Origin of the sequence: Methylobacterium sp. J-001, assembly GCF_022829565.1 — a bacterium.
In the GTDB taxonomy this organism is placed as follows: Bacteria; Pseudomonadota; Alphaproteobacteria; order Rhizobiales; family Beijerinckiaceae; genus Methylobacterium.
Map to the genome: position 1 here is coordinate 1 of NZ_JAKSYN010000196.1, position 11,902 is coordinate 11,902.

Genomic DNA, 11,902 nt, shown 5'->3' on the forward strand with positions numbered 1-11,902 from the left:
CTACTGCCGAGAGTGCGGCGGCTGGCGCTTACTAACGCGGGTAGGCTGAGGGGGGCATGCAGCTTTGGCGTGGGAGCGCAATGAGCCTGGGCCCGCTGCCACGCCGCCCGCTTCCACGGGGGACGCTGGCTGCGCTGTTCGCCTGCCGCGGGCGTGCCGAGTGGCGATGGCGGAGGGGTGGGGACTGCTGGTCGCTCCTACCTCGGACGGAAGCCGCTAACGATACACGCCTCGGGGGCCACCCTCCCCCGCAGAGGGGGGAGGGAGGGCGCCCGCCCTCTCCGGAGCTCGTCACCTTTTCAGCCGGGGAGGATCCGAAGCCCGATCCCTGAGTCCGGTCGCCCGCACGCGAGAGGGCATCCGTGCCGCGTCCAGCCATGCGTGAGTCCGGTCGCCGCCTCTGGGGCCGGCTTCGGCCGCGGCTCCTCCTCGCCCTGCCGGTGCTGCTTGGCCTCGCGGCCGCGGGCTTCGGCGTGTCCGCCTGGCGGGCGGATTCGGGCAACCGGCGCATCGCGGCGCTTGAGGCGGGCACGGATCTCGACGTGGGCGCGGGAGCGCCGGCGCCTGTCCTGGTGGCGCGGATCGGGTACCTCGTCGGGCACGGGCGGCTGGAGGAGACCGAGCCCCTGGTCGCCGCCCTCGACCGGGCGGGGGCCGCCGACGCCGCGTCCCGTGCGCGCTACCGCATCGCCAACGCAAGGATGCGCGAGGCCTTCGGGCTCCTGACCCGCGGCGCCCTCGACAAGGCCGGCCCGCAGGTGACCCTGGCCCGCCAGGATTACCGCCGGGCGCTGCGCGACCGGCCGGATTTCTGGGACGCGAAGTTCAATCTCGACGTCGCCTCGCGGCTGATCCGCGACTTCCCGGAATTCGATCGCGCCAGCGGCGACGAGATGCGCGCCGAGCCGAAGCAGATCTGGACCGACATCCCGGGACAACCGCGAGGTGGCCCATGAGCCGGCAAACGATTTTGGAAGGCCTGCCGCTCGCGCGCAACCTGCGCGGACGCCGCTTCCAGGCCTTGGCCCTCGCCCTGGCCCTGGTGATCGCCGCCCTGGTGGTGCCGGCCCTGAAGGTGACCCGCGCGGGCGTCGCGGTGCTGGCGGTGGTGGACATCACCGGCTCGATGAACGTGCGCGACTACGCCGTCGACGGCCGCCCGGCGAGCCGGCTGGAGATCGCCAAGGCGGCCCTGCGCCGGCTGGTGGCGGACCTGCCCTGCGGGTCGCGGGTCGCGCTGGCGCTGTTCACCGAACGGAAGCCGTTCCTCCTGTTCGAGCCCGTGGAGGTCTGCGCCGAGTTCGCGCCCCTCGACGGCGCCCTGGCGGCCCTCGACTGGCGGATGGCCTGGGAGGGCGACAGCCGGATCAGCGCCGGCCTCTACCGGGCGGTGGAGATGGCGGTCGGGCTCGGGACGGACCTGCTGTTCGTCACCGATGGCCAGGAAACGCCGCCGCTCCCCGCCGGGCAGGTCCCGCGCTTCGAGGGCAGGCCGGGGGCGGTCCGGGGCCTGATCGTCGGCGCCGGCGCCAACGGCCTGTCGCCGATCCCGAAATTCGACGATCGCGGCCGCGAGAGCGGCTTCTACGCCGAAACGGACGTGCAGCAGGAGAACCGGTTCGGGCCACCACCGGCCGATGCCGAATCCCGCGCCGGCTACAATCCGCGCAATGCCCCGTTCGGCGCCGCCGCCGCGCAGGGCAGCGAGCACCTCTCGTCGGTGCGCGAGGGCCACCTCAAGCAGCTCGCCGCGGTCACGGGCCTCGCCTACGCGCATCTCGACGGGCCGGGCGGGCTCGACCGGCCCCTGATCGAGGCCGGGACGCCGCGTCCGCTGCCGGGCCGGATCGACCCGCGCCCCGCGCTCGGCGCCCTGGCGCTCGCCCTCGTGCTCGGCGTCCTGCTGGCCGAGCCCCTGCGCGGGCTGGGCCGCCGCATCACCCCGTTCACCACCACCCATCGTTTGCGTTTCCGGAAAGCCTGATCATGCGTCGCGTCCTCACCACCCTCGCCATCCTGTTCGCCGCCGGCACGGCCTTGGCTCACGGGCCAACCCCCCAAAAAATCGATCAGACCATCACCATCCGGGCGACCCCGGACGCGGTCTGGAAGGTGGTCGGGCCGTTCGGCGGCATCGGCGCCTGGCATCCGGACGTGGCCAAGGTCGAGGCCACAGGGGGCGACGGTGCTGGCGCCGTCCGCAAGGTCACGCTGAAGCGCGGCGGCACCCTGGTCGAGGGGCTCGACGAGTGGAAGGGGGCGGAGCGGACCTACTCGTACCGCATGTCCGACCCCGATCTCGACGCCTTGCCGGTCTCGTCCTACTCCGCGACCCTCACGGTGACGCCGGACGGCGAGGGGGCGAAGGTCGAGTGGATGGGCCGCTTCTACCGGGGCGATACCGGCAACGAGCCGCCCGAGAATCTGAGCGACGCCGCCGGCAAGGAGGCGATGAACCGGTACTTCTCCGAGGGCCTCAAGGGCTTGAAGGCGAAGCTGGAGAGCGGGCCGCAGCGATGAGGCGCGCGCGGCGCCTTTTCGGGCTCGCCGGTCTCGCGCTTGCCGTCGGGCCGGCGGATGCGGGTTCCGTCTGGGTCGCGAGCCAGCAGGGCGCCCGCGCCGCCCGGATCGAGCGGCCGGACGGCGCATCCGCCGCCGAGGTCGCTGTGGCGCCGTCCCCGGCCGTGGTCGCCGCCGGTCCCGGAGGGCGGCTCTATCTCAGTCATCCGGACGGCCGCGCGATCACGGTGATCGCCGCCGACGGAGCGACACGGCAATGGCCTGTCCCCGGCCAGCCCTTCGGGCTCGCGGCGGACCCGGATGGGCGCTTTCTCTATGTCGGTGACTGGTCCGGCAACCGGGTGCTGCGCCTCTCGGCGGCGACCGGCGCGGTCGAGGCCGAGGTCGCGGTCGGGCCCGACCCGGCCGGGCTCACCCTCGGCGCCAACGGCCGGCTCTACGTGGCCGAGCGCGAGGGCCGCAGCGTCGGCGTGGTCGACACCGCCCGGATGGTGCGGATCGCCGGCATCCCGGTCGGCGACGGACCCTTCGCCCTGGCCCACGATCCGGTCCGCGACCGGGTCTACGTCGCCAACGTGCGCAGCAACGACCTCACCGTCATCGACGCGGGTGCGCTCAAGCCCGTCGCGACGCTGCCGGTCGGGGCGAGCCCCTACGGCGTCGCCGTCAGCCCGGACGGGCGGCGCGTGGTCGTCACTAACCAGCATGCCGGCACCGTCTCGATCGTCGATGCCGACACCCTCACGGTCGCCGCCACGGTGCCGGTCGGCCGCTATCCCGAGGGCGTGGCGATCCTCGAAGGCCTCGCCTACGTGGCAAACTGGTTCTCCGACGACGTCTCCGTGGTCGACCTCGCGGCCCGGACGGAGACGGGCCGGATCCCGGTGCCCGAGGGGCCGCGCACCCTCGTGGCGGCCCAGACGGCGCCGGTTTCGGCGGAGGCCGGCCGATGACGCGGCGGCTCGCCAGCCTGATCCTCGCCGGCCAGATGCTCGGCAGCTTGTTGCTCGCCGCCTGCGACCGGCCCCAGGAACCGGGCTCCGAGGAGGGCCAGGCCGTCGTGGCGCGGACCTCGGAGAGCGAGCTTCCGGCCTGGCTGTCGCCCACCGACGGGACCGACCCGGGCCGGTGGCTCGCCGGTCGGGAGGTCGGCCACCCGCTGCCGGCCGGGTCCGAACCCGTCCGGACGATGCAGGACGCCCTGGCGGAGGCCAAGGGCGGCTTCATCGAGGATCCGCGCATGATCGCCAACCGCACGGCCCAGCTCGGGCTGATGCTGGCCGAGATCGGCAAGACGGAACGATACGCGCTGCTGCTGACCGGGTTCAGCACCGTCGCGGCCCGACGCGGCCGCCACAAGAGCCTCTATGGGGAGATGTGCCAGCATTACTTCAACACCCGCGCCCGCGGTATCGACCATGCCGCCGCCCTGGCGCTGCTCGCCGACCGGTTCGCGCCGCTCGCCGGCGATGGGGAAACCCCATGAGGGCCTCCCGATGAGCGCCGCACTGCGTCGGGTCGAGCCCATGTCCCGGCGGTCCGCCCGGCCGCGCGACCTCCTGATCGTCGACGACCATCCGATTGTTCTCCAGGGCTTCCGGCTCCTGGCCGAGGAAGCCGGGATCGCGCGCGTCCACGAGGCGCGCGACATCGTCGGCGCCTATCGCACGTTCCACCGCCACCGGCCGTCCGTGGTGGTGACCGACCTGAGCTTCCGGGACGACGGCCTGTCCGGCCTGTCGCTGATCCGCCGGATCCGCGCGCTGGAGCCCGGGGCGCGGATCCTCGCGCTGAGCATGCATCGCGACCCGGTCATCGTCGCCCGCGTCCTGGAATGCGGGGCTCTGGGCTTCGTGCTCAAGGATACGCCCGCCGCGTCCTTCCTGGACGCGCTGGAGGCGGTCACCAATGGCCGCTCCTACCTGCCCCACGACATCGCTATCGAGATCGCGATGCTGAATGCCGGCGCGCGCGACCTGCCGCTGGCGAATCTGAGCAGTCGCGAGATGCAGATCCTGGTGCTGATCGGGAAGGGCAAATCCTACGACGAGATCGCCGACATCCTGACGCTCAACTACCGCAGCGTCGTGAACGCCACCGCCGCGCTGCGCTGCAAGCTCGGCGTCGGCAGCACGGCCGAGCTCATGCAGATCGCTGCGGCCCAGGCCCGGACGCTGCCCTGAGGGGCACGGCCGGGCCGGCCGCTATCCGAGACATCGCGACGTGTGATCCGAGGCGCTGCGCGCTCTACCGGGGCAGGGTTTCCGCCAAGGCCTGCACATGGGCGACGAAGCGCCTGCGCGTCTCCGGGCTGACGCGCAGCAGGTAGGAGCGCACGAGATCGAGGAGGACGGTACCGTCGGGGTCGGTGCCCGCCATCGGTCCCGTGGCGCCCGTGCCCGATGCGAAGAAGCTGGAGACCGGCACACCCAGCGCGCGTGCGATCTCACCCAGAGGGCTGCCGAAGGCGGTGGCCCGGTTCTCCGGGCGCGACGGTTTGGAATCGTCACCCATGATCGGTTCTGCGCGGCTCGGGTTCGGTTGTGCGGGCGAAGCAGCGACGGCCTGTCGTTCCAACCGTCCTGCGACGCGAAGGCCCCCCGATCCGATCATGAAATTTCCGACAGGTTCCCGGATGAAATGGTACGCTCGCGCACCAAATCGCCCTGACGCGACCAAGCGGGATGGCTACGATGGGACAGCGCTCGAAGACGCCGGTCAACGCGACCGGCGGCTTCCGTGAACCGCACGACCAGCTCCGTGCTGCACTGGAAGACTCGTGCGTGGTCGGCGTCTGGGACTGGGACATCGTCCGCCACGTGGTCGTGTACGATGCCTGCGCGGCGCGCTTGCTCGCCGGCGATCCCGATCTGGCCGAGACCGAGTTGAGCGGCAACGCCGCCATGTCCACGGTGCATCCGGCCGACCATGCGTGGCTGATCGAGCAGATCCAACAGGCATCGCGGACCAGCGGCCTGGTGATTGCCGAGTACCGGGTCATCGCCCCGGACGGCACGGTGCGGTGGCTGCTCAGCCGTGGGCGCACGTTCGAGGATCCGAATGGGCGTCCGGTCCGCTGCCGCGGCGTCATCATCGACATCACCGAGCTTCAGCATCCGGGCGGCGAGCGCTACGTGTTCAGCAACCTGATGGCGCCGGTCGATCCCCTGGAACGGGCCGCCGATCTGGCCATCGCGCTGAAGCGGACCCTCGACGCCGACACGCCGGCCGAGGTTCGCGCCGCCGCGGATGTGCTGCTGATGAGCCTCGGTCGCGCGATCGCCCGGACCGGCCGCGTGCGCTGAACCGCCCCGATCCCGGACGATCACGACGGCGCCTGCGCCCGAGATCCGGGAACATGCCGCGGCCCTATCGTCTTGGCCCTCCACGGACCACCCGGGAGGATCAGATGGGACAGGATGTCGACGCGGCACGCGAAGCCCTTGGAACGGTGCCGCCGGGGCGGCCGGCGGGCGCGGTGAAGACGCCTGACCCGACTGCCGGCGGCAGCGGCCCGCATGCCCCGGGCAACCCCGAGGCGCCGGACGAGACGGCGCCGGAGAGCGGCGGCTACGATACGCGCCCACCCGTGCCCCGGCCGGACAACCGCAAGGGTGGCTACGGCGCCGGCTGACCGATCCCATCTGGCTGCCGACCTTCGCGGGAACCGACCGGAAGGCGGCGTCGGGATACGCTCCGGGGGGACGCCCCCGGCTATCTCCGGAGTACGGCGGTCGAACGAACGATGTTTTTTAAGAGCCGCTTTTATTCGGCGGATGTTCAGGAATGAATTTTCCGGGACTAAATATAATCCAGGCCAGAAAACGTAAGGCTTGGTCTGTAAATACCAATTGAATGGAACGTATCATGGATCGGGGGGATTGATGGGGTCCGGAATGATCGACGGAGCCCATCATGCGTACCACCATCGCCGCCCTTCTTGTCGCCACGCTGTCTGGATCGAGCGCCTTCGCGCAGACCACCGTGACCGGCACGCCGGCGGCCCCCGACGCGAAGACGAGCCAGCAATCCGGTGGGCAGGAGAGCGTCACCCGGCCGAACACCGACAAGATGACCCCCAACGGCACCGGCGCCGCTGCCCATACTAACGTCCAGCTCGAGAAGGGCGCCAACAGCTTCACCGAGGGTGAGGCGCGCGCGCGGCTCGAGAAGTCCGGCTACGCGGACGCCAAGAATCTCATGAAGGACGGTGACGGCATCTGGCGCGGCACCGCCATGCATGGCGGCAAGCAGGTCAACGTCGGCCTCGATTTCAAGGGCAACGTGTCGGCCCAGTGATCCCCTGACCTTCACCAAGGAGATTTTTCATGGCTCAGCAAACCATTACGGCCCTCTACGATCGGTACGAGGATGCCAGCACGGCTGTCGGCAAGCTCGAGGCCGGCGGCATTCCGCACGGTGACATTAGCATCGTCAGCAACAACGAGGGCGATCGCCACGCCGGTCGCACCGGTACGGACGGGACCCACGTCAGCGAGGACACCAAGGAGAAGGCCAAGGACGGGACCGGCACCGGAGCCACGCTCGGCACCGTGGTCGGCGGCGCGGCCGGCCTTCTGGCGGGTCTCGGCCTGATCGCGATCCCGGGCGTCGGCCCGGTCGTGGCGGCTGGCTGGCTCGTCGCCACCCTGACCGGCGCCGGCATCGGTGCCGCCGCGGGCGGCCTGGGCGGGGCCCTTACCGGCGCTGGCGTCAGCGAGACCGACGCCCATGCCTACGGCGAGGGCGTGCGCCGCGGCGGGACGCTCGTCACCGTTCGCGTCGACGAAGCGCGCACCACGATGGTGCCGATGGTGATGGACGTTCTGGAGCAGCACGGCTCGGTCGATCTCGATCAGAAGACCAGCGCGTGGCGTGCAGATGGCTGGGAGGCGCCGGCCCCCGCCGCCGGAACCGTCGCCGCCGGCCCGACGGACGGCCGGAACCGCGTGCGGTCTTATCCCGGCACCACGAGACTTTGATCGGTCAAGGGGCGCGACCGAGCGCATAGACGGGTTCGCGCTGGATCGGCCAGCGCAGCCCTCAAAATCGATAAACGCGCCTTCAGCGGCCGGGACATGCGTCCCGGCCGCTTTCCGTTCGATGTGTCCGAATGTTGCGATGCTGGCGGCGGAGCCGCTGGTGCGAGCAGAATAACGTTGAAAGCCGAATTTAACGTGTTGAATCGCAAGTCGGCCCGAAACAACAAGGAGCAGTCACATGATGAGAGGGGCTGAATATGAACGACACATCCTATGGGAAATCGTCCAACTTCACCGAGTTGACGGTTGATCTTGTCGCTGCCTACGTCGCCAAAAATCCTGTCCCGGCTACAGAGTTGCCGGCGCTGATCGCCCGGATATACGGCGCGATCGCCGGCTTGGCCTCCGGCACGGCTTCGGTCGAGACCGGCGCGACTGCACCGGCTGCCGTCGACAAGCCGAGCGCCGCCCAGATCCGCAAATCGGTCCAGCCGGACGGGATCGTGAGCTTCCTCGACGGCAAGACCTACAAGACCCTCAAGCGGCACTTGGCCGCCAACGGCCTGAGCCCACAGAGCTACCGGGAGCGCTACGGTCTGCCGACCGATTATCCCATGGTCGCTCCGAGCTACGCCGAGCAGCGCTCCGCCCTCGCCAAGGCGATCGGCCTGGGCCAGCCCGGGTCCATGGCCAAGCGCAAGGGCCAAGCCGCCTGAGCGCGCTCATCCCCGGTGGGGCCGGCGGTGTAGACCGCCGTCAGCGTGTCCGTTGGGCAGATTGATTGACCTGGAACCTGCCCGTTTCGACGGTCAGGGCGATGGTTCTCCGGGAGAGCCGGGGCTTCAGACATTCCGACCCAGGCGCGGTTCGGCACATCCGTGAGCCGTACTTCAGGAACGGCCGTCCCGATCGTGCGGACGGGGATGCCACCCCGACCGATCCGAAGCGTCTTAGCTACCCACGACAGCAGGGCACGCCTGCCCGCGCAGGAACTGCAACGGCTGGGTGAGACGAATCTCCACAGACGGTTCGTATGGTTGCAGGTGCATCGCGTTCCCACCTCACATAGAACATATCGTGAACATGGCGTCCGGTCAGGCCGGTTGTCTGTCCCGGTGCCGCGGCGTCGAACCGGAGTGGAGGGCTGTCGATTGATCGAGGAACGGCCGATGCCGACGAAGCTCTATCGCTTCCACTGCACGGACGGGCATGAGCTGGTGATCGACCTGAAGGGCCGACGCCTGCCGACCTTGGCGCAGATGCGCGTCCATGCCGAGCGGGTCGCCCTCGGGTTGATGGAGCGGGTCGAGCGGTTCGACTGGTCGGGTTGGCAGGTCGAGGCCTACGATGCCAAGGGGCGGCGCGTCTGGATCCGGGCGTTCGTCGACGTGAACGTGGATGTGCAGGCCGCCTGAGACGCAGCGGCAAGCGCAGCATGCCGGATATCGGAACCGGCGCGATGCGCTGGCTTTTGAGGCGCATCGTCGTTTTCGAAAGCCGGCGGCGATCTTTCGGGACGAGGCTCTAGGAATTTAGGGAGACAGACAGATGGCGTTCAAGCCGAAATCGGCCGCGGAGACCAAGGCGAAGGATCTGGGCCTCGCGCTCGCCCGGATCGCCGAGAGCGACGGCACGCCGACGAGCATCGGCGTCGACCAGCTGCGCCGGGTGAGCCCGCGCCTCACGCCCCTGGCAATCGGCCAGATGGTGCGCAAGGAGCGCGCAATCGTCGAGGAGACGCTGGCCGAGCGCGGTCTGGCGCTGATCGACTATGCCGATCAGGGGCCGGGCCGCGGCATGGAATTCGCCATCGACGCGGCGGGATGATCCGGGTGGGCCGATCAGGCGACCGCCGGACGGCTCCGCAGCAGACGACCGGCTAGGCGGAACGGCAGCAGCGGCAGCTTGAACAGGGCCGTGAGGGCCAGGACCGCGATGACGGTGAGGATCGCCAGAAAAGAATTGAGCAAGCGGTGCGCGCTCCCATGAAGGGCTGCCCTCGCGGGCTGGTGACGACAGGTGGCGCCCGGAACGCGGCGAGACTATGGACGCTTCGGCGCGCGACTGAATTCGTGCGGCTCCATCCGATCGTCGCCCGCAACGCGGAAACGGAAGGCCCGACAAGGGGTTTTGCTGTTGTGCGCGGCTCGCCCACTCTGGTCCTGGCGATCCGTAGGCCGCCGCGGTGACACACGGCCGCAACCGCGGATCACGACAGCCGAGGCAGTGGGGTCGACATGCGCAAACACGGTGCAGGCTGGGCCGGCCTCGTCTTGGTTGGGATACTGATGGCGGCCGGACCAGCCGCCGCGGAGGTGCAGGTCCGCTACGCGGCGCCGGAGCGCTTCACCGACGCGGAGAACCGCTTCGCCTCGGGGCAGCCGCTCCGGGTGACGCTGGCCGAGCTGACGCGGATCCTGGTCGATCTGGGCAAGACCCGGCTTCGCCCGGACGAGCGCCTCGACATCACCGTGCTCGACATCGATCTCGCCGGGTTCGACCGGTCGGGCTTCGCCTCGCCGACCGGCGTCCGTATCGTGACCGACGCCACGCCGCCGCGCATCCGCCTCGCCTACGTGCTGCGCCGGGGCGGCCGCATCGTCGCGCAGGGGGAGGACACGGTCACGGACATCAACTTCCTGCTGACGTCCAACCCGCGCTTCTCCACCGGCGGCCTGTATTACGAGCGCCAGCTTCTGCGGGACTGGTTCGCGCGCCGCTTTCCCACAGGGGCCGAGCGCGGTTGAAGGGAAAGCCCGGGCGATCGCCCGGCAATCCCGAAACCCGTCCCACCGGTCACTCGGCGGCGGCACCGCTCAAGGCCTGCCGGGATGCGCTGCGCGGGCGCGAAGGCCGGGTGCCGTCGTAGCGGGCGGCTTTGCCGGCGGCGAAGAGCAGGAGGGCCGCGAGACTCAGCAGGACGAGGTCGACCCCGGCGAACAGCGGTTCGACCGGGTCGCCCCCGCCGAAGGCCCGCTGCATCCGCCAGGCATCGGCGACAGCCGCCGCTGCATAGAGGGCGGCGGCCGCACTCAGCACTTCGGGCCAGGCGCGGCGCTGCGGACGCAGCAAGCCGACCCCCGCGATCAGCACCCAAACGGCGAAGAAGCCGCGAATCTCCCAGAGCGCCCGGTCGGGCATCCCCGCCGGCAAGATCCGGTTCGCCAGGAAATAGGCCGCGATGGCCGCCGGCAGCCCGGCGATCGTCGCGATGTTGAGGCCCTGGACCAGGCGCAAACCCAGATGCGGCACGGTTCCGGCCTCGGTCCCGGCCTCGGTCACGGCTTTCTTGGGCAGGCGGGCCACCGACCACAGGAGCAGGCCCGTGGCCACCATGGCGCTGCCGGCAAGCCCGCACAGGAAGAACAGGATTCGCAGGGCCGGCCCGGCGAAATGCGCCTCGTGCAGGCCGACCATCGTGGTGAAGGTCCTGGCCGCTGGCTTCAACCCGCCCGCCCGGACCTCCACGACGGCCCCGGTGGTGCCGTCGAAGGCGACCTGCGGATGCTCGTGCGAGAGCCCGCGGGGCTCCTCGAACACCACCACCACGGTGGCGTTCGCGTCCTTCGGATTGACGATCGAGATCCGCTCCAGGGGCTCGTGGACCGTCTCCAGGGCGCGCAGCACCATCGGGCCGACGGGGGCCAGCGTGCCGGGCTGGCCTGCCGGCGGGCGCGGCGCGGTGATCTGGCCGGCCTCGGCGAAGAAACGCTGCGTGTCGCCCCGATAGGCCGTGTTCATGCCCCACGGCATGTACAGGAACGACAGGGTGACCAGCCCGGTATAGGTGATCATCAGGTGGAACGGCAGGGCGAGCACGCCCGTGACGTTGTGGGCGTCGAGCCAGCCGCGCTGGGCGGACTTGTCCCGCCGGAAGGTGAAGAAGTCGGCAAAAATCCGCCGATGGGTGATGATCCCCGAGATCAGCGCCACCAGCATGATCATCGCGCAGATGCCGACGATCCAGCGGCCCCACAGGGGCGCCATGTTGAGCTCGAAATGGAAGCGGTAGAGGAAGTCGCCGCCGCGGGTGTCCCGCAGGACGGCCGGCACCCCGGTCGCCGGGTCGAGGAACACCCGGTTCGGCGGCTGGCCCGGCCCGGTCCGCCAGAACAGCTCGAGGAGGGGCACGTCCGGGCGTGGTGGTGTGATGAACCACGACCGCGCCCCACCTGCCTGCGCCTGCAGGTAGGCGACGCCGCGCTCCACCGAGGCCGCCAGCGCGTCGGGGCCGAGCGCGGGACCGGCGTGGAGCTCCGGCCGCATCCAGCGCGAGATCTCGGGCCGGTAATAGCTCGCGGTTCCGGTGACGAAGACCGAAAACAGCACCCAGCCGACGATCAGGCCGGACCAGGCGTGCAGCCACGCCATCGACTGCCGGAAGCTGTTGCGCATCAGGC

17 protein-coding genes are annotated in these 11,902 nt (G+C 70.3%); 14 read left to right on the forward strand and 3 right to left on the reverse strand.

The genetic code is table 11. The features are described 5' to 3' along the window. Positions 1-377 precede the first annotated feature (377 nt). The 6 genes from MKK65_RS22970 to MKK65_RS22995 are packed head-to-tail and all read left to right on the forward strand — an operon-like array spanning position 378 to position 4,703. The gene (locus MKK65_RS22970) at positions 378-956 is read left to right on the forward strand and encodes an MxaK protein (protein ID WP_243960459.1); all 579 of its coding nucleotides are present in this window, start codon (positions 378-380) and stop codon (positions 954-956) included. Next, the gene (locus tag MKK65_RS22975) at positions 953-1,984 is read left to right on the forward strand and encodes a vWA domain-containing protein (protein ID WP_243960349.1); all 1,032 of its coding nucleotides are present in this window, start codon (positions 953-955) and stop codon (positions 1,982-1,984) included. The genes MKK65_RS22970 and MKK65_RS22975 overlap by 4 nt, the downstream gene beginning before the upstream one ends. Before the next feature lie 2 nt (positions 1,985-1,986). Continuing rightward, positions 1,987-2,520, forward strand: a complete 534-nt coding sequence (locus MKK65_RS22980; protein WP_243960350.1) for an SRPBCC family protein — start codon at positions 1,987-1,989, stop codon at positions 2,518-2,520. Next, positions 2,517-3,473, forward strand: a complete 957-nt coding sequence (locus tag MKK65_RS22985; RefSeq protein ID WP_243960351.1) for a cytochrome D1 domain-containing protein — start codon at positions 2,517-2,519, stop codon at positions 3,471-3,473. The genes MKK65_RS22980 and MKK65_RS22985 overlap by 4 nt, the downstream gene beginning before the upstream one ends. Further along, positions 3,470-4,006: a hypothetical protein gene (locus MKK65_RS22990; RefSeq protein WP_058191750.1), complete on the forward strand. Its 537-nt coding sequence runs from the start codon at positions 3,470-3,472 to the stop codon at positions 4,004-4,006. Before MKK65_RS22985 ends, MKK65_RS22990 begins: the two co-directional genes overlap by 4 nt. 10 nt (positions 4,007-4,016) lie before the next feature. Continuing rightward, positions 4,017-4,703 carry a response regulator transcription factor gene (locus MKK65_RS22995; RefSeq protein WP_058191751.1) on the forward strand — a complete coding sequence of 229 codons (687 nt, stop codon included), beginning with the start codon at positions 4,017-4,019 and terminating at the stop codon, positions 4,701-4,703. Between the two features lie 64 nt (positions 4,704-4,767). Here MKK65_RS22995 and MKK65_RS23000 read toward each other — a convergent pair whose 3' ends face one another. Continuing rightward, positions 4,768-5,034, reverse strand: coding sequence for a hypothetical protein (locus MKK65_RS23000; protein ID WP_243960352.1), 267 nt, complete (start codon positions 5,032-5,034; stop codon positions 4,768-4,770). Positions 5,035-5,213: 179 nt separating this feature from the next. Between MKK65_RS23000 and MKK65_RS23005 the strand changes: the two genes are divergently transcribed. The 7 genes from MKK65_RS23005 to MKK65_RS23035 all read left to right on the forward strand — a co-directional run bounded on the left by MKK65_RS23005 (position 5,214) and on the right by MKK65_RS23035 (position 9,329). Next, positions 5,214-5,825: a PAS domain-containing protein gene (locus MKK65_RS23005; protein ID WP_243960353.1), complete on the forward strand. Its 612-nt coding sequence runs from the start codon at positions 5,214-5,216 to the stop codon at positions 5,823-5,825. 104 nt (positions 5,826-5,929) lie between these two features. Next, a complete protein-coding gene (locus MKK65_RS23010; RefSeq protein WP_243960354.1) occupies positions 5,930-6,154 on the forward strand; it encodes a hypothetical protein in 225 nt (74 codons plus the stop codon). Between the two features lie 281 nt (positions 6,155-6,435). Next, entirely contained in the window at positions 6,436-6,819 is a 384-nt protein-coding gene (locus tag MKK65_RS23015) for a hypothetical protein (RefSeq protein WP_058191755.1), read from the forward strand. Positions 6,820-6,848: 29 nt separating this feature from the next. Continuing rightward, positions 6,849-7,502: a hypothetical protein gene (locus MKK65_RS23020; protein ID WP_243960355.1), complete on the forward strand. Its 654-nt coding sequence runs from the start codon at positions 6,849-6,851 to the stop codon at positions 7,500-7,502. Positions 7,503-7,759: 257 nt separating this feature from the next. Next, positions 7,760-8,218, forward strand: a complete 459-nt coding sequence (locus MKK65_RS23025; RefSeq protein WP_058191757.1) for a MucR family transcriptional regulator — start codon at positions 7,760-7,762, stop codon at positions 8,216-8,218. A gap of 453 nt (positions 8,219-8,671) precedes the next feature. Further along, the gene (locus tag MKK65_RS23030; RefSeq protein WP_058191829.1) at positions 8,672-8,917 is read left to right on the forward strand and encodes a DUF6894 family protein; all 246 of its coding nucleotides are present in this window, start codon (positions 8,672-8,674) and stop codon (positions 8,915-8,917) included. 133 nt (positions 8,918-9,050) lie between these two features. After that, a complete protein-coding gene (locus MKK65_RS23035) occupies positions 9,051-9,329 on the forward strand; it encodes a hypothetical protein (RefSeq protein WP_058191758.1) in 279 nt (92 codons plus the stop codon). A 14-nt stretch (positions 9,330-9,343) separates the two neighbouring features. On the opposite strand, the gene MKK65_RS31280 is transcribed toward MKK65_RS23035, so the two are convergent. Further along, entirely contained in the window at positions 9,344-9,472 is a 129-nt protein-coding gene (locus MKK65_RS31280; RefSeq protein WP_279596917.1) for a hypothetical protein, read from the reverse strand. A gap of 267 nt (positions 9,473-9,739) precedes the next feature. Between MKK65_RS31280 and MKK65_RS23040 the strand changes: the two genes are divergently transcribed. Continuing rightward, positions 9,740-10,249 (forward strand): DUF3016 domain-containing protein, encoded by a 510-nt coding sequence (locus MKK65_RS23040; protein WP_058191759.1) that lies wholly within the window; start codon positions 9,740-9,742, stop codon positions 10,247-10,249. Positions 10,250-10,298: 49 nt separating this feature from the next. On the opposite strand, the gene MKK65_RS23045 is transcribed toward MKK65_RS23040, so the two are convergent. Then, positions 10,299-11,897, reverse strand: a complete 1,599-nt coding sequence (locus tag MKK65_RS23045) for a PepSY-associated TM helix domain-containing protein (protein ID WP_243960357.1) — start codon at positions 11,895-11,897, stop codon at positions 10,299-10,301. Positions 11,898-11,902 lie beyond the last annotated feature (5 nt).